Source organism: Phycobacter azelaicus (genome assembly GCF_014884385.1).
GTDB classification, from domain to species: domain Bacteria; phylum Pseudomonadota; class Alphaproteobacteria; order Rhodobacterales; family Rhodobacteraceae; genus Phycobacter; species Phycobacter azelaicus.
The window spans coordinates 2,630,189-2,656,116 of the sequence record NZ_WKFH01000003.1 but is presented as its reverse complement, the minus strand read 5'-3'; the positions used below and the strand labels follow the sequence as shown (position 1 = coordinate 2,656,116).

Below are 25,928 nucleotides of genomic sequence, written 5' to 3'. Positions count from 1 at the left end.
TTGTCTCTAGGATAGCGCTGCAGCGCTTTTTTTGCCGTTTGGCTGCACCCTGCCTCAAATGGCCCGCCAAGGTAAAGACCGGAGCGTCTTACTCTGCCTCGGTCAGGCCGTGGGCCAGAACGGCAGCGACAAGCGACAAAGCTCCAAACAGTACAAGCACCGCTTCGGGACCAAGGAAGGACAACACCCCCCCCAAAGCCCCAACAGCAAGCAGTAATACCCCGATCACAGTGTTTGCGACCGCTGTCCAATTGGCCCGCTCAGCCTCAGGTGCAATATCAACAAGGTAGGTTGACCGTCCCTGGCGTACGCCGTAGTAGGCGATCATCACCGAAAGCAGCACCAAAGGCATCGACCAGACGCCTTGTGCGAATCCCGCCGCAGACAGCGCAACCGCGCTCGGCATCGCAAAGGCGCCCATGAGGCCAGAGCGCATCAGAACCTGCCGGGATGATTTATCAGCCGCCCGTCCCCATATCCAGGAGCTGACAAGGGAGGCAAAAGCCGACGCAAGGACCAAGGCGCCGAGCTGGCCAAACTGCCCGTCCTGACCGCTCAGGATCACGAGATACGGCGGTGCCAATGCCAACGATACCAAAAGCCCTCGCACCGCAACGAAGCGTGCCAAGTTGGGGTTACGCCTCAGGATCGACAGATCGACCGCGCGCGTTTCCGCAGAGGGGTCACTGCTGTCTTCCTCTATGGATGTGAAGATTGCAGCCGCGACCATCCACAAAATAGCGGCCAGGGCCACCGCTATGAGAACGATAGGCTGACTGCGTCCGCCGCCAAACATCAGGGTGCCCGCAAAGATCAAAACGCCGATGGCCGCGACCGAGGCAGCCGCACCGGTCACCGCACCGCGTCGGTTCTTGCCGACGGTTTTTCCCAGGATGTCCTTGTAGGACACCGAACAGGCCGAACGCGCCACAGCAAGCAGCGCCACCAAGGCGCAGATCATGACGCCCGCCGTCCAACCAGAAAACCGCAGGGCGACAAGGCAAATCCCTGCCGCAGCCAAGCCCTGCACTGCTGACCCAGCCGCCCAGACCCACTTTCTTTGGGGCAGGCCTGACACCCGCGGCGCCAGAAACACTTGCGGCAGCAAGGCCCCCGCTTCACGGATCGGGACCAGCGCACCAATCAGCACAGCCGGGGCGCCCAAAACGGTCAGCAGCCAGCTGAGTACGAGTTTGGGATCAATCAGCCCATCCGCGACCTTTGTCATGCTGAGGCTCAGCAAATGACGCAGACCATTGCGGGCTTCGCTGGCGGATGGCGCCTTCTCAGCTCCTGTCAGGGTCTGAAAAGCACGTTTTTCCATCAGCTTGTTCCGCTCTTTGCTTGACACATTTTCCATCCCGTTCCACATAGCGCAGACATTTCAACCCGCAACCGGGCGTTCAGTGGGCGCCAAACCGACGAGGAGCTGCCAATATGGCCCAGATTTCTCTCACCCTTCCCGATGGCAATGCGCGCAGCTATGAAGCTGGCGTCACACCTGCTCAGGTGGCTGCCGATATTTCCACCTCGCTGGCCAAAAAGGCGATTTCCGCCACCGTCGATGGACAGCACTGGGATCTGCAATGGCCGATCAATGCGGATGCCTCCATTGCCCTTCACACCATGAAGGACGAAGACCAGGCGAACGAGCTGATCCGCCATGACCTTGCCCATATAATGGCCCGCGCCGTACAGGAGATCTGGCCCGATACCAAGGTCACCATCGGCCCGGTGATTGAGAACGGCTGGTACTACGACTTTGACCGCGCAGAGCCCTTTACTCCCGAGGATCTTGGCGCGATCGAAAAGAAGATGAAGGAAATCATCAACAAGCGCGAGCCCGTGACCACCGAGGTCTGGGACCGGGAACGTGCGGTGAAATTCTATGAGGCCAATAACGAACCTTACAAGGTGGAGCTGATCGACGCCATTCCGGGTGACGAGCCGCTGCGCATGTATTGGCACGGCCATTGGCAGGATCTGTGCCGGGGTCCGCACCTGCAGCACACAGGCCAGGTGCCGGGCGATTCCTTCAAGCTGATGTCCATCGCGGGCGCCTATTGGCGCGGTGACAGCTCGCGCCAGATGCTGCAGCGGATCTATGGCGTTGCCTTCACCGGCAAGGAAAAGCTGAAGGCTCACCTGCACATGCTGGAGGAAGCCGCCAAGCGCGACCACCGCAAGCTGGGCCGCGAGATGAACCTTTTCCACATGCAGGAAGAGGCCCCCGGTCAGGTGTTCTGGCACCCCAATGGCTGGAAAGTCTACACCACCCTGCAGGACTACATGCGCCGCCAGCAGGAACGCGGCGGCTATGTCGAAGTAAACACGCCGCAGGTGGTGGATCGCAAGCTATGGGAGGCCTCCGGCCACTGGGACAAATACCAGGAAAACATGTTCATCGTCGAAGTGGACGAAGAACACGCCCGCGAAAAGGCCGTGAATGCGCTCAAGCCAATGAACTGCCCCTGCCATGTGCAGGTGTTCAATCAGGGTCTCAAATCCTACCGCGACCTGCCCCTGCGCATGGCCGAGTTCGGCTCTTGCGCGCGCTATGAACCCTCGGGCGCCTTGCACGGCATCATGCGGGTGCGGGGCTTTACTCAGGACGATGGCCATATCTTCTGCACCGAAGATCAGATCGAAAGCGAAACCGCGCGGTTCATCGAATTCCTGTCGAAGATCTACGCCGACCTTGGCTTCCACGACTGGACCATCAAGCTGTCGACACGTCCGGAAAAGCGGATTGGATCTGATGAAAGCTGGGATTTTGTGGAAAAGGCGCTGGGGGATGCCTGCAAGGCTGCGGGCTATGACTATGAAATCCTCGAAGGCGAAGGCGCCTTTTATGGTCCCAAGCTTGAGTTCACCCTGACCGACGCCATCGGGCGGAACTGGCAGTGCGGCACCCTGCAGGTGGACCCCAACCTGCCGGAACGGCTTGATGCGACCTATATCGGGCAGGACGGCAACAAGCACCGTCCCTTCATGCTGCACCGGGCAACACTGGGATCCTTCGAACGCTTCATCGGCATCCTGATCGAAGAGCACGCGGGCAAGCTGCCCTTCTGGCTGGCGCCGCGTCAGGTTGTTGTCGCCTCCATCACCTCGGAGGCGGACGATTACGTCAATGAAGTCGTGCAGACCCTGCGCGATGCGGGCGTGCGCGCCGAGGCGGATATCCGCAACGAGAAGATCAACTACAAGGTCCGCGAACACTCAGTCGGCAAGGTTCCGGTGATCTTGGCCGTGGGGCACCGCGAGGTGGAAGAACGCACCGTTTCCGTGCGCCGCCTTGGCGAAAAACAGACCAAAGTGGAAAGCCTTGCGGATGTAACAAACGCCCTTTCGCGCGAAGCAACCCCGCCGGATCTGTTGTAACAATTCCTCCTATCAGGCAGATTTTTCCGGCTCCCTTTTGGGGGCCGGTTTTCGTTTATGCGGCAATTCCCCTTGAAATACTGGCCTTTGCATGAACCCTGACTGTCACGATGTCTGACGCACGCGTGAGGCACAGGCTCGTGAATTCAAAGCCCATCAAAGCTCGTCTAGAGTGATTTTGCACCCAAAGCGGATCACGTAGATCCCACCCAACGTTTTCGAGGAGGACACTTTCATGTCAAAGCACACCAAATCCCTTGCCGTCGCCAGCGCCGTTGCAGCCGCCCTGACGGCAGCTACCACCATGCCCGCCGCCGCTCAGAGCAAAGAGAAATGCTATGGCGTTTCGCTGGCTGGCAAGAACGACTGCGCAGCCGGCCCCGGCACCACTTGCGCAGGCTCTTCGGTCGTTGATTATCAAGGCAACGCCTGGACCCTAGTGGACGCGGGCACCTGCCTTGATATCGAGCTGCCCGCAATGGCCGATGGCACCGAACGCAAGGGCTCGCTTGATCCGCTGGAGCGTGATCTGCCCGCGTAAGCCCACACGTCCGAAGGGGGCCTCGTCCCCCTTCGAACTTTCTCTGCCTTGATTAGATCACACGTCAGGACACGCCATGTTGGACAGCACCAGATTTGACCGGCTGCCTGCCACCCCCGGCGTTGGCTACAAGCCGCAGCATTTCGAAGCCCTGATACGCCCCACGGAGTCGGCCGACGGCCCAGGTCCGGTGCGCTGGCTCGAAATCCATGCGGAAAACTACATGGGCGATGGCGGTCGCCCCCTCGCACAACTGCGCCACCTTTCCGAGCGCTTTGCCATCTCCGTGCACGGCGTGGGCCTTTCCATCGGAGGTGAAGGGCAGCTGGACAAGGATCACCTTGCCCGCCTCAAAAAGCTGATCGGCTGGCTGAACCCTGCAAGCTTTTCCGAACATCTGGCCTGGTCCACCCACGACAGCCATTTCCTCAATGACCTGCTGCCCCTGCCCTACACCGATGGCACGCTGGCGCGCGTATGCGACCACATCGAGCAACTGCAAGACACCATCGCCAGACCCATGCTGCTGGAGAACCCGTCAAGCTATCTCGCCTTTGCAGAAAGCGACTGGTCCGAACCGGAGTTCCTCGCTGAAATCAGCCGTCGCACCGGCTGCGGGTTGCTTCTGGATGTGAACAACGTCTTTGTCTCCGCCACCAACCTTGGCTTTTCACCGACCGGGTATATCGACGCCTTCGCACTGGACAAGGTCGGAGAGATCCATCTTGGCGGCCATGACGAGGATGAGGATGACCACGGCGCGCCACTTTTGATCGACAGTCATGGCCGCGAAGTGGTGGATCCGGTCTGGTCGCTGCTGGACTACACTCTGCGCCAATCCGGGCGTAAACCTGTGCTGATCGAATGGGACACCGATGTTCCCGAGTGGCCTGTCCTGCGGGATGAGGCGGCGCGGGCAGACACTGCACTTGCGAAAGTCGCTCCTGCCCCGGTGGCGCCATGAGCCTGACACAAGCAGACTTCACCCGTGCGCTGCTGGCGCCGGAGGCCCGGATACCCGAAGGCCTGCAAGATGCGGCGGGGCGACCCGCAGGGCGCCGGTTCGCGGTCTATCGCAACAACGTTGCTGCCTCTTTGACCGAAGCCCTGCACGAGGGGTTTCCGGCCGTTGCCAGCCTTGTTGGCAAGGAGAATATGGATGGGCTGGCAGGCATCTATCTGCGGCAGCACCCGCCAGCCTCTCCGCTGATGATGCATTTCGGCGCCGAATTTCCCGCGTTCCTGGCCGACATGAAGCAACTGTCGCACATCGCATATCTACCAGATGTCGCCCGGCTGGAGTTGGCTCTGCGACGATCCTATCATGCAGCGGACGCCCCTGCCCTTGCCGCAGAACGTCTGTCCAACCTTTCGCCATACGACGTGATGGCCGCGCGGTTTGTGCTCGCGCCATCGGTTAAACTGGTCCGATCCGAATGGCCACTTTTTGACATATGGCGCTATGCCACCAAGCCGGGCGCACCCAAACCCCAATCAAGCGCGCAGGACGTGCTGGTGACGCGCCCTGAATTCGATCCGGTTCCACATGTGCTCCCCCCTGGATCTGCTGACTGGATCTCGGCGCTCATGGAGGGGCAGAGCGTCGGCGACGCCTATGACGCCGCCCTCAACGTCACACCCGATTTCGACTTATCCGCACCGCTTGCCCTACTGATTGAGGAGGGCGGTCTGACCGACCTCATGACATAAAGGAAATCCCTATGCGTACCCTTGTTTCGCTTCACAACGCGGTCTTCGAGACGATTGAGACCGCGGGGAACTGGATATTGCCAATAGCCGCGCGCTTTGTCTTTGCCGCAACCCTGCTGATGTACTTCTGGGTTTCAGGCCTGACCAAACTGGGCGAAGGTTTTCTTGGGCTTTTCTCGCCCTCGATCGGGGCCTACTCGCAGATCTTCCCCAAACAGCTTGAGGCGGTCGGCTATGACGTATCCCAGTTCGGCGTCTATCACTGGTTGGTGGTGGTCGCGGGCACCTGGGCAGAGTTCATTCTGCCACTGCTGTTGGTTATCGGGCTTTTCACACGCCTGGCCGCCCTTGGCATGATCGGCTTTGTCGTGGTGCAATCGCTGACGGATATCTACGGCCACAACGGCACCGACCTCAAGACGCTCGGGGCGTGGTTTGACCGCTTTCCCGATGGGGTGATCCTTGATCAGCGTCTGTTCTGGGTCTTTCTTTTGAGCCTTCTGGTGGCAAAAGGCGCAGGTGCCCTGTCCGTCGATGCCCTGCTGCGCAACAGGCAGCCCGTACACGCCCCGGCCTGAAGCCATCTGCCGGTACCGGCCCTCTGGCGCACAGACCAGAGGGCTATTTTTCCAAGTCTCTTCAGGAAACTCCAAGCGCAGCCTGAACGCTTTTGTCCCAACCAAGGAACAACTGGCCATCCTTTTCAATCAAAGGACGCTTCATCAAAACCGGATGAGTGTGCAGCAGTTCAAGCACAGGTGTGGCTCGTTCCTCTTCGCTCAGTCCACGCCAGGTTGTGGACCGCGTATTGACCAGCTTGTCACCAAAGTCAGAGAGCGCACGCTCTAGAACCTCTGTCGGCACGCCGTCAACACGTACATCCACAAGCTGCGCCTCAGGCAATTGTTTTAGGGCCTTACGGCATGTGTCACAGGCCTTCAGTCCATAAAGCTGCATAGTGTGCGTCCCTCCTCTCGGGCTGATTCTCGCAATTTACGGTAGAATTCGCATCAGATCCTTGATTTTCACTCTGTTCATGCAAGAGTTAACATTGCTTAACCTTTGTTAATGCGTGGTGTGTTGCCTTACACCGCGCCATTGATGCGTAGGTCAGGCGCAGATGAGTGCCCCGTCATTTTCGGGGGAGACTTTAAGGTAGAAGGAGACACGGGAAATGCCAAGTGGCACCGTGAAATGGTTCAACACCACAAAGGGTTACGGCTTTATCGAACCCGACACCGGCGGCAAAGACGTCTTTGTTCATATTTCTCAGGTTGAGCGGTCTGGCCTGAAGGGCCTCGCCGACAACATGAAGGTTGGCTATCAGCTCACCGAAGGCCGCGATGGCCGCGAAATGGCCGGAGAACTCGTGGAGCTCTGACTCGCTGCAGAGCTTTTCTAACAGGTACAGGCGACCTCGCACCGGTCAGACGGCGCGGCATTCACATCCGCACGTCACAGTCGGGTCCGGCAAACAGCAACTTGCGCCTCTTCACGTGTTGAGAGACCTCCAACCCCATGGGGTTGGCTGAGAGTGATCGAACATCCTCAATGCACCACTGCGTCACAGCAGTTGCTGAGCTATCTGCGCAGATACTCGATTAGGGTGCATGCTGGCTCTGCGGCGCGCAGAGCTGTTTGGCCGAGACTTTTCCACTCTCGCTCGCTGAACTCTGGGAAAAACGTGTCCGCGCCCGCAACTTCCAGGTCGACCTCGGTGATCAGCAACCGGTCTGCCCGCGCCATCATGGCCTGATAGATCCCTGCGCCCCCAATGCCATAGACGCGCCTGTATCCTTGCGCGTAGGCGAGGCTGACCGCCTCTTCGACAGAGGCGCAAACAGTATCGGCCACGTCTCGCCTCGAAGACACAACTATGTTTAGTCTGTTTTTCAATGGCTTGACCGGCAAGCTATCCCAGGTCAGGCGGCCCATGATGATGGCGCCGCCGAGCGTTTCGCGTTGAAACGACTTGAGATCCTCCGGTGCGTGCCAGGGGATCGTGTTGTCCTTGCCGATGGCTCCGCCATGGGCGCGGGCCGCAATCAAAGTAATCATCGCTGCTCCTGTGCGGTCAGACGGCGACCGGCGCCTTAATGGCAGGATCGGGGTCATAGCCGATGAATTCAAAGTCGTCGTACCGGAAGTCGAAAATCGAAGCGACATCGCGCTTGATCCGCAAGGTTGGCAGGGCCTTGGGCGTGCGCGACAGTTGCTCGTTCACCTGCTCCATATGGTTCGCATAGATGTGGGCATCCCCCATGGTGTGTACAAAATCTCCGACCTCGTAGCCCGTTACATGGGCCAGCATGGCCTGCAGCAGCGCGTATGAAGCGATGTTGAATGGCACGCCAAGGAACATATCGGCCGAGCGCTGGTAGAGCTGCAGATGCAGCTTGCCGCCCAGAATGCGCACTTGCCACAGGGTGTGGCAGGGCGGCAAAGCCATGTCTGGTACGTCGCCAGGGTTCCAGGCAGACACGATCAGACGGCGACTGTCAGGTGAGGTTTCGATCATACGGACAAGCTCTGCAATCTGATCGACGCTGCCCGCGCGGTACAGCGGCTCATCCCCTGTCGTGCCCGGCGCGAGCTCAAGCTTTGGAAAGCGGCGCCACTGATAACCATAGACGGGACCGAGATCGCCATTCTCATCGGCCCATTCGTCCCAGATAGAAACACCGTTTTCCTTGAGATACTTGATGTTGGTATCACCCGACAGGAACCACAAAAGCTCATGCACGATCGACCGCAGATGCAGCCTTTTCGTGGTCACCAGTGGGAATCCATCCGCCAGCGAATACCGCGCCTGCATGCCGAAACAGGACAGCGTCCCCGTCCCGGTGCGGTCACTGCTGCGCACCCCGTTCTCCAGAATGTGGCGCAATGCGTCATGGTACTGCTGCACGATAGCCTCTCCCTGGCTGCTGCCCGCGCGGCGGGCTGTTTCGCCATTGGTCTTATCCGCTCCCGACGGTCCCGCCAAGCCTTCGCGCCCTTCCTGGCGCCAGACAACTATTGCATTCCGGCCAGCCCCGGAATGCAATCTTCACGGCAAGACCCAAATCCGTTGACATTTTGACAACTGGGGCGAATTCTAAACAAAAAACGCCCAGAGTTTCGAGCAGAGGCAGTCACATCATGAACAAGATTACAGGCGCATTCATTGCGGCGCTTGCGCTGTCGGCGTGCGGCAACGGCAATCCTTTTACCGAAGAGACCACCGATACAGGTGCAGATACCGGCACGGATACCGGATCAGGCATCGACGGCGACGGCCGCCCGCCGGGTACGGCTTCTCCTTCTGCAACCGTCGCCATCTTTCGGCGTGAAGGCACCAGCACCGAGGAAGCCTATCGCGGCAATGGCTATGCCACAGATATCAGCTATAACAGCACCAACGACACGTTCTCTGTAGATAACCTGGCATTTGACGGCGATGGCACCTACGCGCGCGGAACGGCCGTCAGCAGCCTTGGCCCCTTTGCCGTATACGAAGCGGACGCACAGTATACGGATATCAACGACAGCGAGCCGATCAACCAGTTCACCCACCGGGCCATCTATGGCGTCAGCACCTCTGGCAACACCCAGTTCGCAATCGTGCGCACAGGCGCCTATGCCGACTACGGGTTTGGTGGCTTCATCTACCAGCGCGACAATGGCGTGACACTGCCCTCTGCCGGGCAGGCCCAGTATAACGGCGCTCTTGCCGGGATTCGTGACTTCAATGGCGCTGGCGGTATCGAATACACAACCGCAGATGTGCAGATTGCCATCGATTTTGACGATTTCAACCCAACCACAGGCGGGCGCGGCGACGCGGTATCAGGCTCTCTAACGAACCGCACCATCTACGATACCAATGGGACGGACATCACCAACGACGTGATAAACCGGATCAATACTGACAACAATCTGACCCTGTCCAGCATTCCGGTGGCTACTTTCAACGTGGGTCCTGGCAATCTGGACGACAACGGTGAAATCATCGGCACGCTTACAAGCAGGTATACCGATGCCAATGGCGAATCGCAGGTCTATGAGTCCGGCAATTACTATGCCATCGTTTCCGGCGACAACGCGGAAGAGATCGTCGGCGTTGTTGTGCTGGAGAATACGATCGATCCAGTAGCCAGCACCGTGCGTGAAACCGGTGGCTTCATCGTCTACAACAACGTTCCCTAATGCAGCGCGCCAAGCGCATAGGACAAAAGGCAAACCGGGGAGCCGCGCTGATGCTTTGCGCGCTGCTCCCTTGCCTTGGTACGGGCACGGCCAGTGCCACCTCCGACGAGAAGGCCGTGCTGACGCCATCACAAATGCGCACGGCCGCCGCAGATCTGCTGCGCCTGCGAAATCCCCAACAGGCAATGGCGCTGGCGGATGCTCTGATCGCACGAGATCCGCACGACCGTTCTGCCCTGTTGATCAGATCACGCGCCGCGCGCGACCTTGGCAACTACACGCTGGCGCGCAAGGCGGCGAAACGCGCTTGGTCCCTTTCGGAAACGGATGAAGAGAAATACGCAGCCGCCCTCATCACGGCTCAGGCGCTTTCCTCGGGCGGTCAGCGTACCCTGGCCCAGTTCTGGCTGCGCCGCGCGGTCGAACATGCGCCGGACGAGCGGCTTGAGCGCCGCGCTGTACGGGATTTTCGCTATCTCAGAGCAACCAGCCCCTGGCTTCACCGGTTTTCGTTTTCCGTGTCACCGGAATCCAATATCAACAACGGATCCTCGGAGCGTTCTTCATTTCTGAACTACCGAATGTCGGAACTTCTGCTCGGCCAACCTGTCGAATATCAACTGGGCGGTACACAACAAGCCCTGTCCGGGATCGAGTACGAATTGGGCATCCGATCCAGATATCGCTTTCACCAAACGGAAACGCGCGCTCATGATCTGGCCTTCTCGCTGACTTCGCGCACCTACACGCTGTCATCTGATGCCAAAGCACAGGCGCCTGGCGCAGAAGGAAACGATTTCGCCTTTACCTCCTACCAGGTCGGCTATGGGCTCAAAGGGATCAACCTGGACCGGCATGGTGAATTCCGCGTTGCAGTGGATCTTGGGCAAAGCTGGTATGGCGGCGAAGAATATGCTCGGTTCCTGCGTCTGTCTGCCGGGCAAAGCTACAAACTGGAACGTGGCCGACGAATAAACGCGCGCCTGTCACACGAAATTCAGGATGGCGTGGCAACCAGCGACCAGAACACATCACGCGGGGATCTTTCCTACAGCTTCAAGCTGGCGTCGGGCGCAACGCTCTGGACCAACCTGTCGCTGGCCGGAGCTACTTCGAACAGAGCCTCGGATGAATTCCAGGAAATCGGCCTTCGAACCCAGCTGACCCTCGGAAAGCCGGTTTTCGGTGCTGTTGCACGCTTTGGTCTTTGGGGACGGGTGAGGGACTACGATGTCTCCCCACACAGCCCCGACGGCCGACACGATGATTACTATCAAGCGGACATCTCTCTGACCTTCAAGAAGATCGACTACTACGGCTTCAATCCGACGCTCAGCATGACGGCGGCAAAAGTCGACAGTAATATCGGCCTGTTCGAATCCAATCGTTTCGGTGTGAACTTCGGTATTCAGTCCGCTTTTTGACCATAGCCCCTCGACTTTTCGAAACGCACGCTTAGTCTCCTTTCAAGACATGATCAAAGCAGGGAAAGCCACATGCCCCTTACCTATTTGCACACCATGGTCCGCGTGAAAGATCTGGAGAAATCCATGGCCTTCTACAAGCTGCTGGGCCTTGAAGAGACCCGTCGCTATGACAGTGAAGAGGGGCGGTTTTCGCTTATCTTCATGGCGCCGCCGGGCCAACCGGAAGCTCCGATCGAACTGACATATAACTGGGACGGCGACGAGGGTCTGCCCAGCGACAGCCGACACTTTGGCCACCTCGCCTATGGCGTCGACAACATCTATGAGGTGTGTCAGCACCTGATGGACAACGGCATCACCATCAACCGTCCGCCGCGCGACGGCCGCATGGCTTTCATCCGCTCCCCCGACAACATCTCGGTCGAACTGCTGCAAAACGGTGATGCGCTCGCGCCCGCCGAGCCCTGGGCCAGCATGGAAAGCACCGGTCACTGGTGATATCAACGTCACCGCACTGGCTTGGGCATAGCTCTCAACAAAGAAGCGGCTCCCATTGGGGGCCGCATTTTTGATGTGAATGCTGCAACCGCACCGATACGCTGGAGCTTTCCGCGCAAAGTCACGCCAACGCCCACGGGCCAACTGCGCGTCAGCCATGATGCGGTCCTTGCAAGGTTGATTTTTCGGGAAGAGGCATTCTTGCCGGTGTCAGAACGCCTGCACGGTCTTGTTGTCCACGCGCGATGCAGTTCTGGATCTTGAATTCTTCAAGTCGGAACGAAAGGCTTCTGGTTTCGTGGGCGTTCCGATCCCAAACGCTTTTGAGCAGACCTTGCAGCAATTCTTGCTGCAGCCGGGCATTCTGCCGTACAGGCCTGTGATAACTTGTCAGTAGATATAGCGGATCTGGTCAGACCAGTACCGTTCCACGCGTTTCAGCGCAGTGGTGATGTCTTCGATCCCCTGTCCACTGATCACGCCCTTGCCTTCAAGGCCTTCGGCATGACGAGAGAACAGCCCGGCCACGATATCCCGGATTTCCCGGCCTCGCGGTGTCAGGCGTACGCGAACCGACCGGCGGTCGATCTCGCAGCGCTGGTGGTGCATGTAACCCATGTCGACCAGCTTTTTCAGGTTGTAGCTTACATTGCTGCCCTGGTAGTAACCACGCGTTTTCAGTTCCCCAGCGGTGACTTCGTTGTCGCCGATGTTAAACAGAAGCAGTGCCTGCACGGCATTGATTTCCAGAACGCCAACGCGTTCGAATTCATCCTTGATAACATCCAGCAACAGGCGATGCAGACGCTCCACCAAAGCCAGGGCTTCAAGGTAGCCAGTCATGAACCCTTTACGGTCCTGCTGGCCAATAGGCATTTCCATACTCATTCGCATCTCCGACTCGAATTTGCTGAGACACAGAATGCCGACAATTCCCGAAAAATCAGTTAAGCTGAATTTTTATGATTATTGGTAGGTTTGTGCGATGTCGTGTATAAGCTCCGCGAACGGATCCGGCGCAGCAACTTGCCCCGTAACCCATTGATATAAGTCCTGATCATTCTCGTGAAGCAGGCGGTCATACAGATCGATCCTGGCCTCGTCCATGCTGTCCAGGTTGGCGTCCGCAAAAGCAGAGAGCAGAATGTCCATCTCTTTGATACCCCGCCGCATGGATCGCATCCGAAGCCGTTTTAGACGGTTTTCACGGGTTTCGAGGCTGTTCGTGCGTTCGTTCATGAGAATCGCTTCACCTTATTGAGCAGCGTTTTGCAACAGCGTGCGGAGCTTTTTCTCAAGCCGCGCGGCCCGCTCGGAGCTGGCACGCAAGTCAGCGCGCAGGTCGCGCAACTCGCTCAGCACAGAAGAAAAATCACCCGTTTCCAATTCCAGATCGCCCGGTTCGGGCATGCCGTCGCCCTCACCGGTCAGAAGCCAGCTCATCGAGACGTTGAGCAAGCCCGCCATCATCGACAGCTTGTTCGCCCTCGGCTCCGAGAGGTCCTGTTCCCAGCCCATGAGCGTGCTTTTCTTCACGCCAAGACGCCGTGCCAGCTGGCTTTGGTTCATACCCGCAGCCTCCCGCGCGGCAGCGACCCTGTCGCCAAATGTGGCGGCTTCCGGACCAAACCAGTCTGTTGTTTCATCGGCCATTTTGGCTCTCCCTTGAATGATCGGGGCGTTGCCGCTTGATCGCGAATTGGCCGCACCCTATGACAGTTCTCAACAACATTCAAACCGAGGCTCTTTCGCCATGTCTTTCCTGTCAGCAACGCTTTCTCGTGTAAAACCGTCACCCTCGATCGCAATTAGCACGCTAGCGGCAGAGCTGAAGGCGCAGGGCCGCGACGTGATCGGTCTGAGTGCCGGGGAGCCGGATTTCGACACCCCTCAGAACATCAAGGACGCCGCCGTCGCGGCCATCGCAGCAGGCAAGACAAAATACACAGCTCCTGACGGGATCACCGAGTTGAAAGAAGCTATCTGCGCCAAGATGAAGCGCGATCACGGGCTGACCTATACCCCCAAGCAGGTCTCGGTCGGCACCGGTGGCAAGCAGACGCTTTACAACGCACTGATGGCAACCCTCAACCCCGGCGACGAGGTCATCATCCCCGCGCCCTATTGGGTCAGCTACCCGGACATGGTTCTTCTGGCGGGTGGCACCCCGGCTGCAGTCGAAGCTACACTTGAGAACAACTTCAAACTGACGCCGGAGCAGCTTGAAGCCGCAATTACGCCCAAGACGAAGTGGTTCATCTTCAACTCTCCCTCGAACCCGAGCGGCGCCGGATACAGCCGTGCCGAACTCAAAGCGTTGACCGATGTGCTTATGCGTCATTCCCATGTCTGGGTGATGACCGATGATATGTACGAACATCTGGTCTTTGACGGTTTCGAATTCTGCACCCCTGCCGAGGTTGAACCCGGCCTATATGGGCGCACGCTCACCTGTAATGGTGTCTCCAAAGCCTATGCCATGACCGGCTGGCGTATCGGGTACGCCGCAGGCCCGGAGCAGCTCATTGCCGCCATGCGCAAGGTGCAGTCGCAGTCCACCTCCAACCCCTGCTCGATCAGCCAGTGGGCGGCGGTTGAGGCGCTGAACGGCACGCAGGATTTCATTGCCGAAAACAACGTGGCCTTCAAACGGCGCCGCGATCTGGTGGTTGCTGCCCTGAATGATATCGACGGGATCACCTGCCCCACACCCGAAGGCGCCTTTTACGTCTATCCGTCCATCGCGGGGCTGATCGGCAAGACCACGCCCAAGGGCACCGTCATCAGCGATGACGAAGCCTTTGCCACAGCGCTGCTGGAAGAGCAGGATGTCGCGGTGGTCTTTGGCGCCGCCTTTGGCCTGTCGCCGAATTTCCGCATCAGCTACGCCACCTCGGACGAAGCCTTGACCGAAGCATGCCACCGGATCAAGAGCTTCTGCGACAGCCTGACCTGAACTGAGAGACCTCTACCATGTCCGTAGCGCTGCCAGAGTATTACTTCCGCGTTCGCGAAAACGGTGCCTTCGTGTTCCGGGTGGACACGGAAAACCGCCAACGTCGGATCGATATGGATCAGATCGCCGTCGTCAACATCCGCAACGGAGAGATCCGCGCCCACGGCGACAGGGAACTCAGCCCCCGTGATCTAGCAGAGATCAAAGACTGGATGGAACAGCGTACAAAGGTGCTGGCGCAGCGCGACATCGACGACATCCATAGGGCAGTGGACCATCTGAACCTCACCGCCCACTGGGTGCAAAGCCGCGCAAGCGAAGAGCAACTCGAAGAAGTGACAGATGCGCTTTTGATGGCCATGCACGATCTGCGCAGCGTGCTAGTGCGCAAAAAGGCCGACCGGCTGACAAAGAACCGCAAGGTCTAGAACGGAAAGCCTTATGAGGCGGCAGGCGTCAATTTGCGAACAGATCTCCGCCAAAACCTCATCAGCAAAAAGAAACCAGCACAGCTCAGCCCCAAGGCAAGCCCGTACCAGACTCCCGCGCCTCCCCAGCCAAATGTAAAACCAAACAGGTAGGACGCTGGGATCCCCACCGCCCAATAGCTGAGGGCTGCAATGACCATTGGCACGCCTGTATCCTGAACGCCGCGCAACAGGCCCAGCGCCACGACCTGCATCCCGTCCATCAGCTGAAACAGGGCCGCCGCCGCCAAAAGCGCGGCGCCGATGATCAGAATTTGTGGCTTGTCAGGGTCATCCGGCGCTAGGAACAGGGAAATCAGCGGACCCGGCGCTGCAAGGAACAGCACGATCGTGAGAACTGCCATGATCAGTGAAAGCGCAATGACAACCTTGGCTCCGCTTTCCAGATGCGTTCTGTCATTGCGACCGAAAGCATTGCCCGCCCGGATCGTCGCCGCATTGGACAGGCCCAAATGCACCATAAAGGTCAGCCCCGACAGTGTAATGGCAATACCGTGGGCCGCCAGCGTCGCCGTGCCCAGCCACCCCATCATCATCGCCGAGGCGGTGAACAGGCTGATCTCGCTGAGATTGGTCAGACCAATTGGCAGACCAAGGCGGAACACCTCCCGCAGCATCTCCCAATCGGGGCGATGGAAATTGCGCAACAGCTCATGCTGGGCAAGCGCCCGCAGCGCGTATATCAGCACCGCAACCAGCGAAATGCTCTGGGTCAGGATCGAGGCCAGCGCCGCCCCTTTGATCCCCATCTCGGGCGCACCGAAATTGCCAAAGATAAGTGCATAATTGACCACCGCGTTTATGACTGCGGCCAGAACCGTGACCCACAGCACAACCTGCGTGCGCTCCAGCGCGGCAAGGTACGACTTGAGGACCATAACCAGAAGGGCCGGAAACAATCCCCACCCCGCAAGACGCAAATAGACCGAGGCATCCAATGCCACGCCCGGTTTCTGTCCCAGCATCAACAGTATCGGCTCTGAATACCACAAGGCAGGTAGCGCAATCACACCGTAGGCCAGCGATAGCCACAGCCCCATGCGAGTCGAACGGCGAATCTGGCGCTCTTCGCGCGCACCGGCCGCTGCTGCCACCAATGGCATGACCGCAAAGGCAAACCCGGCACCCAGCATAAAGAACACAAAGAAATAAGAACTTGCCAGCGTGACCGCTGCAAGCTCTTCCGCACCGTACCAGCCCAGCATGATGGTGTCTGTCATGCTGATCGCAAACTGGGCCACATGCCCCCCGATAAGTGGTAGCCCCAGCACAGCGACGGCTCGAGCGTGCTCACGATATGTCATCATGGTCTCCATGGATCCGCCTTAGGCCCGGCGGGCTAGTCTGGCAATAGGCCACGTTCCAAAATTGGATCGCTCCTCGCCCAGCTCCCGGCCTCCGGGCGTTTGCACGGAATGACGCAGTGTCACCAAGAATTCGCACAAGATTCACTACACAAGCGGCGCGTAGCGGCTACCGTTGCTTCATTGATTGGAGAGGAGAACATTCATGCGCGAACAGATTGCATTGGTGGGCCTTGCCGCCTCCGTGGCCGCTGGCTCGGCAGTAGCGGAAAATCGGATCGACCGCATTCGCCCAGACGCACCGGAACTGGCGGCCTTTGGCACCTACCCCATCGGCGTTCAAACGCTGGAGTTCGTGAACCCCGGTCAGAACGATATTCTGAACACCACAAACGAAAGTCAGCCGCTGTATGATCGCCCGATCACGGTCGAGGTCTGGTATCCTGCGGCCCCTGGCACCCCTGAGGGCGGCACTTATGAAACTGTGCTGCGCGATGGCAGCACCCCGACAACTCTGCACGGCCGTGCAGCCCGTGCAGCCGATCCGGCCACTGGAGAGCGCTTTCCCCTGGTGGTGATCTCGCACGGCTATCCCGGCAACCGTTTCCTGATGTCACACCTGGGCGAGAATCTGGCCTCCAAGGGCTACGTCACAGTCTCCATCGACCACACCGACAGCACCTATTCGGATCAGGGTGCCTTTGGATCAACCCTTCTGAACCGCCCCTTGGATCAGAAGTTCGTCATTGACCAGATGGCGGCGCTCGAGGGCCCCCTGGGCGAGATCACAGACACCTCTCAAACCGGGGTGATCGGGTATTCCATGGGCGGCTATGGCGCGCTGGTTTTTGCCGGCGCCGGAGTGACCGAAGCCTCCACAGAGTACAGCTGGGGCACGCCTGCGGGTCTGCTGAAGCGCAACATGGCCGGGACCGAAAGCCACGCAGCGCTGATGGATGACCGTGTCAAGGCGGTGATTTCGATCGGTCCCTGGGGCATGAACACAGGTTTCTGGGATGCAGCCGGTCTCGCGGGCGTTGAAAAACCCGTCCTGATGATGGCAGGCAGCGTGGACGATGTGTCGAAATATCCGGCCATGCGTCAAATATTTGAAGGGATGGTCAACACCAACCGTCACCTTTTGACCTTTGAAGCGGCCAATCACAATGCCGCCGCCCCGATGCCCGCCCCGATCGAGAGCTGGGCACCATCGGATACGCTCGATTTCATACCCTTCGAACACTACGCGGATCCGGTCTGGGACACCAACAGGATGAACAATATCACCCAGCATTTCGCCTCCGCCTATATGGATCTGCACCTCAAGGGCGATGCCGAAAAGGCTGCCTATCTTGATCTCATTGAGCGCGCTGCCGATGGCGTCATCGACGTGAACGATGAAGGCAAGGAACAGGCCGGTCACAGCTACTGGAAAGGCTTTGCACCGCGTACAGCGCAGGGGCTCACCTTTGAGACGCTGAGCAAAGGCGAATAACCGCAGCGAAACCCTGCCGCGGCTTTTGCATCAGCCGACGGCGGGGTTCATCTCATAGCGCGCGCAGCATGATCTGCAGCGCCAGCGCAGCAATCACGCCCCCTGCGAGCAGCTCAAGCCCCGCCGCAAGTGCGAGCGCACCGCGCCCCTCCATCCTCTGCAATGCACCTTCGCGCAAAAAGACCGAGGCGACGGCGACAGCAACCGTCACGCTTGCCGTGCCCAGCCCCATGGCAAAGGCTCCGGCGATGCCGGCAGGCAGAACATCCATCCGCCAGGTTACCAACAGCAGGAAGACAGCCCCGGTGCAGGGACGCATGGCAACGGCGCCAATGATGGCCAGCGCGTCGCGCAGCCCGTGCACCTGAGCGGCCTCTTCAAGCGTCGGCCCATGGCGGTGCCCACAGGTCGGACAGGCGCCATCCTCGTTGTGATGGTGATCATGGTGATGGTGGTCATGCGAATGGCTGTGGTCGCAGCCTGAGTGATCTGCCTGCCCGGTTTGCGTGCTGGCTGACTGACGCAAGGAGACGAGCCGCCGCCCGCCGCGCCAGACCAGATAAAGGCCCAGGCAGGCGATCAGACCGTACGACAGGGGCGCCAGCACCTCTTCGGCGACATTCGTCATGCGCTCCCGGCTCCAGTCCAATAGAACCAGGCCACCGGCCACCAGCACCACAGCCGTAGCCGCCTGTGCCAGAGAAGAGGCCACTGCCAGCCCCGCAAGACGCACGAGGGCAACCGGCCTGCCGATCCCATATCCGCCGATCACCAACTTGCCATGACCCGGCCCCGCAGCGTGAAAGAAACCGTAGGCAAAGCACAGGGACAGGAGCGAAAGCAAAGCGCCCGGTTGCCCCGACTTTAGCGCTCTGAGGCCGCGCGCCAGAGCGTTCTGCGCCTCACGCTGCCCTTCGGCAGCCCAGCGCGCCACATCCTGTGCCCCGCCAAAGCCCCAAAGCCAGATCGCCACTGCGATAACGATAAGGGCTAGCCCCGCTGTCAGGTTCCGCATCTCAGCTCCCGCAGATCACATGGACCGTATCGGCAAAGGCGGCGCCGACCTCGGGATAGGCCTCTTCGGCCTGATCAGCAGGCATGGCATAAAGCAGCTCTTCCACCAGGGTGTAGGCCCGGTCAAGGTCCGGCGGGGTGATGTCGACATCGCAGCCGCCTCCGGCAGTCACGCCTTGATTGACGGTGTAGGCCGTATAGTAGGTCGGATCATAGGCCTTGATCACCACACCATCCGCGCTGACTGGACCCGCCAGCGGTCGACGGTGGCGCGTGATGATCCGCCCGTCGACAACCTCGGTCGAGATATGCTCGGGAGGAAGCAGGGAGATCGGAGTATCGCCACGGCGCAGGTAGATATCACCCTCAAAGCCGACCACCCAGTTGAGATCGAAGCCCTTGAGCAATCCCAACTCCGCGGTGTTCAGCAGCCCGTCCATATCATTATCAAGGCCCAGATCCTCGAACACAAGGAGCGAGTAGAAATCATCATAGGCCCAAGTAACCTCGACAGCTTCAAGCCGCCCCTGCGCATCAATGCTGAGTGCCAGACCGGTATCGACGAACACATGCGGATGCGCCTGCACATTCACAGGCGCACCGGCCAAAAGGGCAAGCCCTGCCAGGAAGGCAATGCGGTTCATCATGAAAAAGGGTGTAGCCCCACTCGTGCCGCGCGGCAAGTGCGCGGCCGGTGTCTACCGTGTCCAGACGGCGAAAGTCAGCGCACGCGGGCATCCGGGTGCAGGGCTTTGCCGAGGATATGATCCGAGCGATGGATCACATGATGGGCCTGACCGATGATCAGTGGATCCGGCTCCTTCGCGATCTCAAGGTCTTTGCCAGGATAGTCCAGCGTGCTCAGGAAATGCCGCATGCAGTTCAGGCGGGCACGTTTCTTGCAATTTGACTTCACCACCGTCCAAGGTGCATCGGCCGTGTCAGTGTAGAAAAACATCGCCTCCTTGGCCTCGGTGTAGTCATCCCATTTGTCCAGTGACGCCTTATCGATCGGCGAGAGCTTCCACTGCTTCAGCGGATCTGTCTCACGCGATTTGAAACGAGCCAGTTGCTCATCCTGCGTCACCGAGAACCAGTATTTGTAGAGCCGGATACCCGAGCGCACCAGCATCTGCTCCAGATCCGGTGTCTGGCGCATGAATTCCAGGTATTCGCTGGGCTCGCAAAATCCCATTACCCGCTCCACCCCGGCGCGGTTGTACCAGGAGCGGTCATAAAGCACGATCTCACCACTGGTGGGCAGGTGCTGTAAATAGCGCTGAAAGTACCACTGGCCGCGTTCTTCGTCTGTTGGCTTGTTCAAAGCCACCACACGCGCATGCCTTGGGTTCAGGTGCTCGGTAAAGCGCTTGATCGTCCCGCCTTTGCCCGCCGCGTCGCGCCCTTCGAACAACATCACGAACTTCTCGCCCGTCTCAAGTGCCCAGTGCTGCACCTTCAGGAGCTCCGCCTGCAGCTTGGCTTTCTCTGCTTCATAAGCTTTACGGGCCATTTTGCGGGCATAGGGGTACTTCCCGCTTTCAAAGGCACGCCGAATCTCTTCTGGGCCAGGCGTTTTGGGTGCGGTCCCTGCCGCGGGGCTGTGCTGTCCGTTGATGGTCGCTTGAGGCTCGGGGGCGGATGTCGACATGGGCTACTCCAATCAGAAAAACTGAAAAGTAGGGTATCAGGTTTCCCGCCCTGCCGCGCTGACCTGTATCAAGCTCGGCCGATATCCCCAAGTGACGCTGCGAAGCACTTGCCTGCAAACAACAGCATGAACAGCATGGAGCAAAGCAGGGAGGAACGCAGCATGCAGGCCGGTTTTATCACGCTGAACGGCAAGCCGTTCTTCATCAGGCGCTGGGGAGATCCTGCCCTGCCGCCCTTGCTCATGCTACACGGATTTCCCGAATATGGCGGCGCCTGGGAAGAATTGGCAAAGCACTTGTGTGATCATTTCCATTGCATTGCACCCGACCAGCGGGGCTACGGCCAAAGCTGGGCGCCGCCGAAGGTGGGCGACTACGCTGCCTCGAAACTTGTGGCCGACATGGCGGCCCTTATCGCCGAAAGCAAGGCGCCCGTGACCGTACTGGGCCACGATTGGGGCGCGGCGGTGGCCTATGGGCTGGCGATGTTCCGTCCGGAATTGGTCTCTCGGCTGATCATCGCAAACGGAGTGCATCCGGTGCCGTTTCAACGCGCATTGGCGTCGGGCGGCGCTCAAGCGGCGGCCTCTCAGTATATTCTTGCACTTCGCGAAGAGGGCAGCGAAGCGGGCCTGAAGAAAGATGAGTTCGCGGGCCTGCGCGCCCTGTTTTCCACAAACATGGATCTGGGCTGGCTCAGGGGGGATCGGCTGGCCCGGTATCAGGCCGAATGGTCCCGCCCGGGTCGGCTGCGCGGCATGGTGAATTGGTATCGCGCATCGCCCCTGCAGATCGCGGCTCCGGGCGCGCCGATCCCGATGCCGGACCTGCCGCTCCAGCGGTTGCATGTGCCACAACCGCACCTGCTGGTTTGGGGCGCAAATGACACGGCCCTTCTGCTGGAAGCAACCGAAGGGCTGGAAGAGTTTGCACCACAGCTGACCCGCACCGAGATCCAGGGATGCGATCACTGGCTGCATCATCAAAAGCCGCAGGCACTGGCAGAAGTCATCTTGCGCTGGACGGCTCAAACGGTGTGAGGGACGCCCACCGGCAGCGGGTCTTTACCTGTGCCCCCAATCCTCAGGATCTTCTGAGTTGTTAGGACTGAGCCCCAGGATATCTCCCTTCGTGGAGCAGCCAAGCCCTAGGACCGTTCGGTTGGCGTAGGAGAAATAGGCTGTGACCTGGTTTATCTCGAGGATCTCGCCATCATCGAAACCGGCATTACGCAGGGCCTGCACATCGGCTTGCTCCACACCGGCTGGCACCAGTGTAAGCTTCCGGGCATAGGCCATCGCCACCTTCTGCGCCGCATCGAGCGGAGCGGCATCAGGATCGCGCGCCTCGATGGCCGCTCTTATCTCAAGCCCGCGCGCCTCATCACCCAGCAAACGCTGCAGCCCGGCGAAATGATGCTCGACACAATAGGCGCAGTCGTTCAGCGAAGAGACCCAGACCCCCAACACCTCCAGGAACCACTTTGGCACTGCATTGCCGGTGTGGTGCAGTACGTTCTTGTAGATCGCCATATGGCCCTCCATGGAATGTGGACGCAGGCTGTGGACCATCATGATGTTGTCGACATTGCCGTCCGGGCCGGTGACGCGATCATAGAGCTTCTTGAGCTTGCCGGTGGCTTCGGCAAAAGGAATGGTTTCGATCCAGGCCATGTATGTCCTCCCATGGTTTCGACGCAGCTTAAACAGGATCCCCGCCAGCGCCAGAGCCTTCGGCTCCAGATCAGATCAAATTGACGGCAGGGCAGCCATCCGGGCCACCGCATCGACGGCCGCAACAATGTCTTCCTGTCGCGTGCGATGGTTGGTTATGGCGGCCCGCAACATCGTCACGGCACCCACGCGCGTAGTGGAAAACACCGCCTCGCCGGTTTCCTGCAACCGTCGTGCAATCCGGCTGTTTAGCTGCGATTGTTCTTCTGGCAAAAGGTCTACACGCGCTGTGAAAACGCAGATATTTGAGACCACATCAGCGCCAAGGGCCATATTGGGATGTCTCTGAACCTCCTCCCCCATGACGCGGGCAAGTGCGCAATTGCCCGTGATCGCTGCGGCAAAGGCCGCCTCCCCGTAGGCCTCCAGCGCGCACCAGACCTTGAGCGCGCGATTGCCACGCGAGAGGTCAATCCCATAGTCGCAATACCAGGGATCGCCCCCGGCAAGGCCGCTTTCGGCCCCTTCCAGATAGGCCGGGCGCGCGGCAAAGGCGGCGCGGTGCGCTGCCTCATCCGCGATCAGAACAAGGCCACAGTCATAGCCCACATACATCCATTTATGGAAATCAAGCGCGATACTGTCGGCGCGATTGATCCCGTCACTCAAGGCCCGCCAAGGGTCATCCGCGATCCGCGTCCAGGCGCCAAAGGCCCCATCCACATGCAGCCACAGTCCGTGATCTGCAGCGAGATCCGCAAGCGCATTCAGGTCATCAAAGAGACCCAGATCAACAGACCCCGCAGTTCCCACCAACAGGAAAGGCACGCCCCCCGAAGCCCGGTCAGCCGCGATCATCCGGGACAGTGCCTCCGCATCCATCTGCCCGTTAATCAGCGGCACTTGACGCAGGTTGTCGGCCCCGACACCGATCAACTCCAACGCCTTGCGGGTCGCATTATGCACCCCCACACCGGCATAGGCCGTCAGCTGCACAGCCCCCTGCCCGGTCTTGCGCACATCAGGCAGCGCCCGCACTCGCGCTGCCTGAAAGGCGATCACCGTCGCCTGCGAGGTCCCCGTGGTCAGAACACCACTCGCTCCTTCGGGCATGCCCATCTTGCCTCGGGTCCAGTCGATCACCGCGCGCTCCATGTAGACCGCACCATGATCCCGCCCGCCAACATTTGCGTTGATCACAGCGCCCGCCATGCCCGCGATCAGATCAGAGGCCAGCCCGGAGCCCTGCACCCAGCCCCAGAAGCGCGGATGGATATTGCCGCCGTGGTGAGGCAGCACATCCCGCTCGATACGGCCAACCAGATCACCACCCTGCCCGATCAGGTATCGCTCCGGCAGATCATCCGGCACAGGCTGCCAGGGACGATCCCGAACCTCCTGAAGCTGATCGAGCGAGGCCTCCAGCATGCGATGCGCCGCGGCCCGGAAAGCCGCCCAATCCTGTGGATCCAGATCGTTCCCTTTTGTCATTCGCGCGCCTCTCCCATCGCCTGTTGCAGACTACATGGCACATCGGCGCAGGCTTATCCACAAGACCTCTCCCCCTCTTCCCCGCGGCGCTGACACCTGCCATAATGCCCCTTAACCAAAAGCAACCAAGAGCAGCCCGACAAAGATGGCCAACGATCTTCTGAGCACGCCTGACGCCGAAACCTATGACGCCTCCTCGATCGAGGTGCTGGAGGGGCTGGAACCCGTCCGTCAGCGCCCCGGCATGTATATCGGCGGCACGGACGAACGCGCGCTGCATCACATGGTCGCCGAGATCCTCGACAACTCCATGGACGAGGCGGTCGCTGGCCATGCCAATCGGATCGAGGTGGAGCTGCACGAAGACTACTCGGTCACCATCCGCGACAACGGACGCGGCATTCCGATCGACCCACACCCCAAGTTCCCGGATAAATCCGCACTCGAAGTCATTCTGTGTACCCTGCACGCAGGCGGCAAATTCTCCGGCAAGGCCTACCAGACCTCGGGCGGTCTGCATGGGGTTGGTTCGTCCGTTGTGAACGCCCTGTCGGATTCGATGGTGGTTCAAGTCGCCAAGAACAAAGAGCTGTTCGAACAACGGTTCTCGCGCGGCATCCCGCAGGGGCCGGTCGAAAAGGTCGGCGCGGCCCCCAACCGCCGCGGCACATCGGTGACCTTCCACGCGGATGAAGAGATCTTTGGGCACCACCGTTTCAAGCCCAAGCGCCTGTTCACCCTTGTGCGCTCCAAGGCCTATCTGTTCTCAGGGGTTGAGATCCGCTGGAAATCCGCGATTGATGACGGCGAAACCCCGCAGGAGGCCACATTCCACTTCCCCGGCGGCCTGAAGGACTACCTGTCCGAGGTGCTGGGCAAGGCCACCACCTATGCCGATGCGCCCTTTGCGGGCAAGGTCGAGTTCCGTGAGAAATTCGGCGAGCCGGGCTATGTGGAATGGGCGATCAACTGGACCCCCACCCGCGACGGCTTCATCCAAAGCTACTGTAACACCGTTCCCACGCCCGAGGGCGGCACCCATGTCGCTGGGTTCTGGGCCGCGATCCTGAAGGGCATCAAGGCCTATGGTGAGCTGGTCGGCAACAAGAAGGCAGGCCAGATTTCCCGCGATGATCTGTTGACCGGGGGCTGCGCGCTGGTGTCCTGCTTCATCGCCGATCCGGCCTTTGTGGGGCAGACCAAGGATCGCCTCTCGACCGAGGCCGCCAACCGCATGGTGGAAAACTCGGTCCGCGACCATTTCGACAACTGGCTGGCCGCCGACACAAAATCCGCAGGCGCCATTCTTGATTTCCTTGTTCTCCGCGCCGAAGAACGCCTGCGCCGCAAGCAGGAGAAGGAAACCCAGCGCAAAAGCGCCACCAAGAAGCTGCGCCTGCCGGGCAAGCTGACCGATTGTACCTCCAAAGACCGCACAGGCACCGAGCTGTTCATCGTGGAGGGCGACTCGGCCGGTGGATCGGGCAAGGGCGCGCGCAACCGCGAATATCAGGCGCTGCTACCGCTCAAGGGCAAGATCCTGAACGTCCTTGGCGCGGCGTCGAACAAGCTGGGATCAAACCAGGAGATCAGCGATCTGTGCGAGGCGCTGGGGGTTGGCCTTGGCACCAAGTTCAACCTCGATGATCTGCGCTATGACAAGATCATCATCATGACCGATGCGGATGTGGACGGCGCGCATATCGCCTCGCTCTTGATGACCTTCTTCTTCACCCAGATGCGCCCGCTGATCGATGGCGGCCACCTGTACCTCGCCTGCCCGCCCCTGTTCCGCCTGACCCAAGGGGCAAAACGGGTCTATTGCCTTGACGAGGCAGAGCGCGATGCCTGGCTGGAAAAGGGCCTCGGCGGCAAGGGCAAGATTGACGTGAGCCGCTTCAAGGGTCTGGGCGAAATGGATGCGAAGGACCTGAAAGAAACTACCATGGACCCCAAGACCCGCAAGCTGATCCGGGTGACGATTGACGAGGACGAACCGGGCGAGACCGGCGACCTGGTCGAGCGTCTGATGGGTAAGAAACCCGAACTGCGGTTCCAGTATATTCAGGAGAACGCGAAGTTCGTGGAGGAGCTGGATGTTTGAGGG

Annotated in this window: 27 protein-coding genes; 14 read left to right on the top strand and 13 right to left on the bottom strand. The window is 59.6% G+C overall.

Annotated features, from left to right (window positions below; all coding sequences use genetic code 11):
- Positions 1-88 precede the first annotated feature (88 nt).
- A complete protein-coding gene (locus INS80_RS13890; RefSeq protein WP_192966204.1) occupies positions 89-1,324 on the bottom strand; it encodes an MFS transporter in 1,236 nt (411 codons plus the stop codon).
- Positions 1,325-1,437: 113 nt separating this feature from the next.
- Between INS80_RS13890 and thrS the strand changes: the two genes are divergently transcribed.
- From thrS to INS80_RS13865, 5 genes are all read left to right on the top strand, one after another.
- Positions 1,438-3,384 (top strand): threonine--tRNA ligase, encoded by a 1,947-nt coding sequence (gene thrS / locus INS80_RS13885; RefSeq protein ID WP_192966203.1) that lies wholly within the window; start codon positions 1,438-1,440, stop codon positions 3,382-3,384.
- A gap of 235 nt (positions 3,385-3,619) precedes the next feature.
- Entirely contained in the window at positions 3,620-3,925 is a 306-nt protein-coding gene (locus INS80_RS13880; RefSeq protein ID WP_192966202.1) for a BufA1 family periplasmic bufferin-type metallophore, read from the top strand.
- Between the two features lie 76 nt (positions 3,926-4,001).
- Positions 4,002-4,889 carry an MNIO family bufferin maturase gene (gene bufB / locus INS80_RS13875; protein WP_192966201.1) on the top strand — a complete coding sequence of 296 codons (888 nt, stop codon included), beginning with the start codon at positions 4,002-4,004 and terminating at the stop codon, positions 4,887-4,889.
- Positions 4,886-5,635, top strand: coding sequence for an HvfC/BufC N-terminal domain-containing protein (locus INS80_RS13870; protein WP_192966200.1), 750 nt, complete (start codon positions 4,886-4,888; stop codon positions 5,633-5,635). Before bufB ends, INS80_RS13870 begins: the two co-directional genes overlap by 4 nt.
- 11 nt (positions 5,636-5,646) lie before the next feature.
- Positions 5,647-6,213 carry a DoxX family protein gene (locus tag INS80_RS13865; RefSeq protein ID WP_192966199.1) on the top strand — a complete coding sequence of 189 codons (567 nt, stop codon included), beginning with the start codon at positions 5,647-5,649 and terminating at the stop codon, positions 6,211-6,213.
- 61 nt (positions 6,214-6,274) lie between these two features.
- Here the strand turns inward: INS80_RS13865 and INS80_RS13860 are convergent, their stop codons facing one another.
- Positions 6,275-6,592 carry an arsenate reductase family protein gene (locus INS80_RS13860; RefSeq protein WP_192966198.1) on the bottom strand — a complete coding sequence of 106 codons (318 nt, stop codon included), beginning with the start codon at positions 6,590-6,592 and terminating at the stop codon, positions 6,275-6,277.
- Between the two features lie 217 nt (positions 6,593-6,809).
- Here INS80_RS13860 and INS80_RS13855 point away from each other — a divergent pair, with 217 nt between their 5' ends.
- Positions 6,810-7,016 (top strand): cold-shock protein, encoded by a 207-nt coding sequence (locus tag INS80_RS13855; protein ID WP_192966197.1) that lies wholly within the window; start codon positions 6,810-6,812, stop codon positions 7,014-7,016.
- A 200-nt stretch (positions 7,017-7,216) separates the two neighbouring features.
- Here INS80_RS13855 and INS80_RS13850 read toward each other — a convergent pair whose 3' ends face one another.
- Together INS80_RS13850 and INS80_RS13845 are read right to left on the bottom strand one after the other, a co-directional pair.
- Positions 7,217-7,693 (bottom strand): dihydrofolate reductase, encoded by a 477-nt coding sequence (locus INS80_RS13850; protein ID WP_192966196.1) that lies wholly within the window; start codon positions 7,691-7,693, stop codon positions 7,217-7,219.
- A 16-nt stretch (positions 7,694-7,709) separates the two neighbouring features.
- Positions 7,710-8,543, bottom strand: a complete 834-nt coding sequence (locus INS80_RS13845; protein WP_192967284.1) for a thymidylate synthase — start codon at positions 8,541-8,543, stop codon at positions 7,710-7,712.
- Positions 8,544-8,776: 233 nt separating this feature from the next.
- Between INS80_RS13845 and INS80_RS13840 the strand changes: the two genes are divergently transcribed.
- From INS80_RS13840 to INS80_RS13830, 3 genes are all read left to right on the top strand, one after another.
- Positions 8,777-9,823 carry a hypothetical protein gene (locus tag INS80_RS13840; RefSeq protein ID WP_192966195.1) on the top strand — a complete coding sequence of 349 codons (1,047 nt, stop codon included), beginning with the start codon at positions 8,777-8,779 and terminating at the stop codon, positions 9,821-9,823.
- A gap of 50 nt (positions 9,824-9,873) precedes the next feature.
- The gene (locus INS80_RS13835) at positions 9,874-11,247 is read left to right on the top strand and encodes a tetratricopeptide repeat protein (protein WP_192966194.1); all 1,374 of its coding nucleotides are present in this window, start codon (positions 9,874-9,876) and stop codon (positions 11,245-11,247) included.
- A gap of 72 nt (positions 11,248-11,319) precedes the next feature.
- Positions 11,320-11,748, top strand: coding sequence for a VOC family protein (locus tag INS80_RS13830; protein WP_192966193.1), 429 nt, complete (start codon positions 11,320-11,322; stop codon positions 11,746-11,748).
- Between the two features lie 390 nt (positions 11,749-12,138).
- Here the strand turns inward: INS80_RS13830 and INS80_RS13825 are convergent, their stop codons facing one another.
- From INS80_RS13825 to INS80_RS13815, 3 genes are all read right to left on the bottom strand, one after another.
- Positions 12,139-12,636, bottom strand: coding sequence for a MarR family winged helix-turn-helix transcriptional regulator (locus tag INS80_RS13825; RefSeq protein WP_192966192.1), 498 nt, complete (start codon positions 12,634-12,636; stop codon positions 12,139-12,141).
- A 78-nt stretch (positions 12,637-12,714) separates the two neighbouring features.
- The gene (locus INS80_RS13820; RefSeq protein ID WP_192966191.1) at positions 12,715-12,987 is read right to left on the bottom strand and encodes a succinate dehydrogenase assembly factor 2; all 273 of its coding nucleotides are present in this window, start codon (positions 12,985-12,987) and stop codon (positions 12,715-12,717) included.
- Positions 12,988-13,002: 15 nt separating this feature from the next.
- Positions 13,003-13,401, bottom strand: a complete 399-nt coding sequence (locus tag INS80_RS13815; RefSeq protein WP_192966190.1) for a helix-turn-helix domain-containing protein — start codon at positions 13,399-13,401, stop codon at positions 13,003-13,005.
- A gap of 100 nt (positions 13,402-13,501) precedes the next feature.
- Between INS80_RS13815 and INS80_RS13810 the strand changes: the two genes are divergently transcribed.
- A complete protein-coding gene (locus tag INS80_RS13810) occupies positions 13,502-14,704 on the top strand; it encodes a pyridoxal phosphate-dependent aminotransferase (RefSeq protein ID WP_192966189.1) in 1,203 nt (400 codons plus the stop codon).
- A 17-nt stretch (positions 14,705-14,721) separates the two neighbouring features.
- The gene (locus INS80_RS13805) at positions 14,722-15,132 is read left to right on the top strand and encodes a hypothetical protein (protein WP_192966188.1); all 411 of its coding nucleotides are present in this window, start codon (positions 14,722-14,724) and stop codon (positions 15,130-15,132) included.
- 11 nt (positions 15,133-15,143) lie between these two features.
- Here INS80_RS13805 and INS80_RS13800 read toward each other — a convergent pair whose 3' ends face one another.
- The gene (locus INS80_RS13800; protein ID WP_192966187.1) at positions 15,144-16,496 is read right to left on the bottom strand and encodes an MATE family efflux transporter; all 1,353 of its coding nucleotides are present in this window, start codon (positions 16,494-16,496) and stop codon (positions 15,144-15,146) included.
- 205 nt (positions 16,497-16,701) lie between these two features.
- Between INS80_RS13800 and INS80_RS13795 the strand changes: the two genes are divergently transcribed.
- A complete protein-coding gene (locus INS80_RS13795) occupies positions 16,702-17,991 on the top strand; it encodes an alpha/beta hydrolase family protein (RefSeq protein ID WP_192966186.1) in 1,290 nt (429 codons plus the stop codon).
- Between the two features lie 52 nt (positions 17,992-18,043).
- Here INS80_RS13795 and INS80_RS13790 read toward each other — a convergent pair whose 3' ends face one another.
- The 3 genes from INS80_RS13790 to ppk2 form a co-directional block, all read right to left on the bottom strand.
- The gene (locus INS80_RS13790) at positions 18,044-19,006 is read right to left on the bottom strand and encodes a nickel/cobalt transporter (protein WP_192966185.1); all 963 of its coding nucleotides are present in this window, start codon (positions 19,004-19,006) and stop codon (positions 18,044-18,046) included.
- 1 nt (position 19,007) lies between these two features.
- The gene (locus INS80_RS13785; protein ID WP_192966184.1) at positions 19,008-19,652 is read right to left on the bottom strand and encodes a DUF1007 family protein; all 645 of its coding nucleotides are present in this window, start codon (positions 19,650-19,652) and stop codon (positions 19,008-19,010) included.
- Positions 19,653-19,726: 74 nt separating this feature from the next.
- Positions 19,727-20,656 carry a polyphosphate kinase 2 gene (ppk2, locus tag INS80_RS13780; RefSeq protein WP_192966183.1) on the bottom strand — a complete coding sequence of 310 codons (930 nt, stop codon included), beginning with the start codon at positions 20,654-20,656 and terminating at the stop codon, positions 19,727-19,729.
- A 135-nt stretch (positions 20,657-20,791) separates the two neighbouring features.
- Here ppk2 and INS80_RS13775 point away from each other — a divergent pair, with 135 nt between their 5' ends.
- Positions 20,792-21,697: an alpha/beta fold hydrolase gene (locus tag INS80_RS13775; protein WP_439650944.1), complete on the top strand. Its 906-nt coding sequence runs from the start codon at positions 20,792-20,794 to the stop codon at positions 21,695-21,697.
- A gap of 24 nt (positions 21,698-21,721) precedes the next feature.
- On the opposite strand, the gene INS80_RS13770 is transcribed toward INS80_RS13775, so the two are convergent.
- On the bottom strand, positions 21,722-22,330 hold the full coding sequence (locus tag INS80_RS13770; protein WP_192966182.1) for a carboxymuconolactone decarboxylase family protein: 609 nt from the start codon (positions 22,328-22,330) through the stop codon (positions 21,722-21,724).
- A 75-nt stretch (positions 22,331-22,405) separates the two neighbouring features.
- On the bottom strand, positions 22,406-23,821 hold the full coding sequence (locus INS80_RS13765) for a pyridoxal phosphate-dependent decarboxylase family protein (RefSeq protein ID WP_192966181.1): 1,416 nt from the start codon (positions 23,819-23,821) through the stop codon (positions 22,406-22,408).
- A gap of 145 nt (positions 23,822-23,966) precedes the next feature.
- Between INS80_RS13765 and parE the strand changes: the two genes are divergently transcribed.
- Positions 23,967-25,925, top strand: a complete 1,959-nt coding sequence (gene parE / locus INS80_RS13760) for a DNA topoisomerase IV subunit B (RefSeq protein ID WP_192966180.1) — start codon at positions 23,967-23,969, stop codon at positions 25,923-25,925.
- Positions 25,926-25,928 lie beyond the last annotated feature (3 nt).

What these genes read in the sequence shown, in the direction of transcription:
- INS80_RS13890 (WP_192966204.1), bottom strand. Translation starts at nt 1,324, where the DNA reads ATGGAAAAACGTGCTTTTCAGACCCTGACAGGAGCTGAGAAGGCGCCA.
- thrS (WP_192966203.1), top strand. Translation starts at nt 1,438, where the DNA reads ATGGCCCAGATTTCTCTCACCCTTCCCGATGGCAATGCGCGCAGCTAT.
- INS80_RS13880 (WP_192966202.1), top strand. Translation starts at nt 3,620, where the DNA reads ATGTCAAAGCACACCAAATCCCTTGCCGTCGCCAGCGCCGTTGCAGCC.
- bufB (WP_192966201.1), top strand. Translation starts at nt 4,002, where the DNA reads ATGTTGGACAGCACCAGATTTGACCGGCTGCCTGCCACCCCCGGCGTT.
- INS80_RS13870 (WP_192966200.1), top strand. Translation starts at nt 4,886, where the DNA reads ATGAGCCTGACACAAGCAGACTTCACCCGTGCGCTGCTGGCGCCGGAG.
- INS80_RS13865 (WP_192966199.1), top strand. Translation starts at nt 5,647, where the DNA reads ATGCGTACCCTTGTTTCGCTTCACAACGCGGTCTTCGAGACGATTGAG.
- INS80_RS13860 (WP_192966198.1), bottom strand. Translation starts at nt 6,592, where the DNA reads ATGCAGCTTTATGGACTGAAGGCCTGTGACACATGCCGTAAGGCCCTA.
- INS80_RS13855 (WP_192966197.1), top strand. Translation starts at nt 6,810, where the DNA reads ATGCCAAGTGGCACCGTGAAATGGTTCAACACCACAAAGGGTTACGGC.
- INS80_RS13850 (WP_192966196.1), bottom strand. Translation starts at nt 7,693, where the DNA reads ATGATTACTTTGATTGCGGCCCGCGCCCATGGCGGAGCCATCGGCAAG.
- INS80_RS13840 (WP_192966195.1), top strand. Translation starts at nt 8,777, where the DNA reads ATGAACAAGATTACAGGCGCATTCATTGCGGCGCTTGCGCTGTCGGCG.
- INS80_RS13835 (WP_192966194.1), top strand. Translation starts at nt 9,874, where the DNA reads ATGCTTTGCGCGCTGCTCCCTTGCCTTGGTACGGGCACGGCCAGTGCC.
- INS80_RS13830 (WP_192966193.1), top strand. Translation starts at nt 11,320, where the DNA reads ATGCCCCTTACCTATTTGCACACCATGGTCCGCGTGAAAGATCTGGAG.
- INS80_RS13825 (WP_192966192.1), bottom strand. Translation starts at nt 12,636, where the DNA reads ATGAGTATGGAAATGCCTATTGGCCAGCAGGACCGTAAAGGGTTCATG.
- INS80_RS13820 (WP_192966191.1), bottom strand. Translation starts at nt 12,987, where the DNA reads ATGAACGAACGCACGAACAGCCTCGAAACCCGTGAAAACCGTCTAAAA.
- INS80_RS13815 (WP_192966190.1), bottom strand. Translation starts at nt 13,401, where the DNA reads ATGGCCGATGAAACAACAGACTGGTTTGGTCCGGAAGCCGCCACATTT.
- INS80_RS13810 (WP_192966189.1), top strand. Translation starts at nt 13,502, where the DNA reads ATGTCTTTCCTGTCAGCAACGCTTTCTCGTGTAAAACCGTCACCCTCG.
- INS80_RS13805 (WP_192966188.1), top strand. Translation starts at nt 14,722, where the DNA reads ATGTCCGTAGCGCTGCCAGAGTATTACTTCCGCGTTCGCGAAAACGGT.
- INS80_RS13800 (WP_192966187.1), bottom strand. Translation starts at nt 16,496, where the DNA reads ATGACATATCGTGAGCACGCTCGAGCCGTCGCTGTGCTGGGGCTACCA.
- INS80_RS13795 (WP_192966186.1), top strand. Translation starts at nt 16,702, where the DNA reads ATGCGCGAACAGATTGCATTGGTGGGCCTTGCCGCCTCCGTGGCCGCT.
- INS80_RS13790 (WP_192966185.1), bottom strand. Translation starts at nt 19,006, where the DNA reads ATGCGGAACCTGACAGCGGGGCTAGCCCTTATCGTTATCGCAGTGGCG.
- INS80_RS13785 (WP_192966184.1), bottom strand. Translation starts at nt 19,652, where the DNA reads ATGATGAACCGCATTGCCTTCCTGGCAGGGCTTGCCCTTTTGGCCGGT.
- ppk2 (WP_192966183.1), bottom strand. Translation starts at nt 20,656, where the DNA reads ATGTCGACATCCGCCCCCGAGCCTCAAGCGACCATCAACGGACAGCAC.
- INS80_RS13775 (WP_439650944.1), top strand. Translation starts at nt 20,792, where the DNA reads ATGGAGCAAAGCAGGGAGGAACGCAGCATGCAGGCCGGTTTTATCACG.
- INS80_RS13770 (WP_192966182.1), bottom strand. Translation starts at nt 22,330, where the DNA reads ATGGCCTGGATCGAAACCATTCCTTTTGCCGAAGCCACCGGCAAGCTC.
- INS80_RS13765 (WP_192966181.1), bottom strand. Translation starts at nt 23,821, where the DNA reads ATGACAAAAGGGAACGATCTGGATCCACAGGATTGGGCGGCTTTCCGG.
- parE (WP_192966180.1), top strand. Translation starts at nt 23,967, where the DNA reads ATGGCCAACGATCTTCTGAGCACGCCTGACGCCGAAACCTATGACGCC.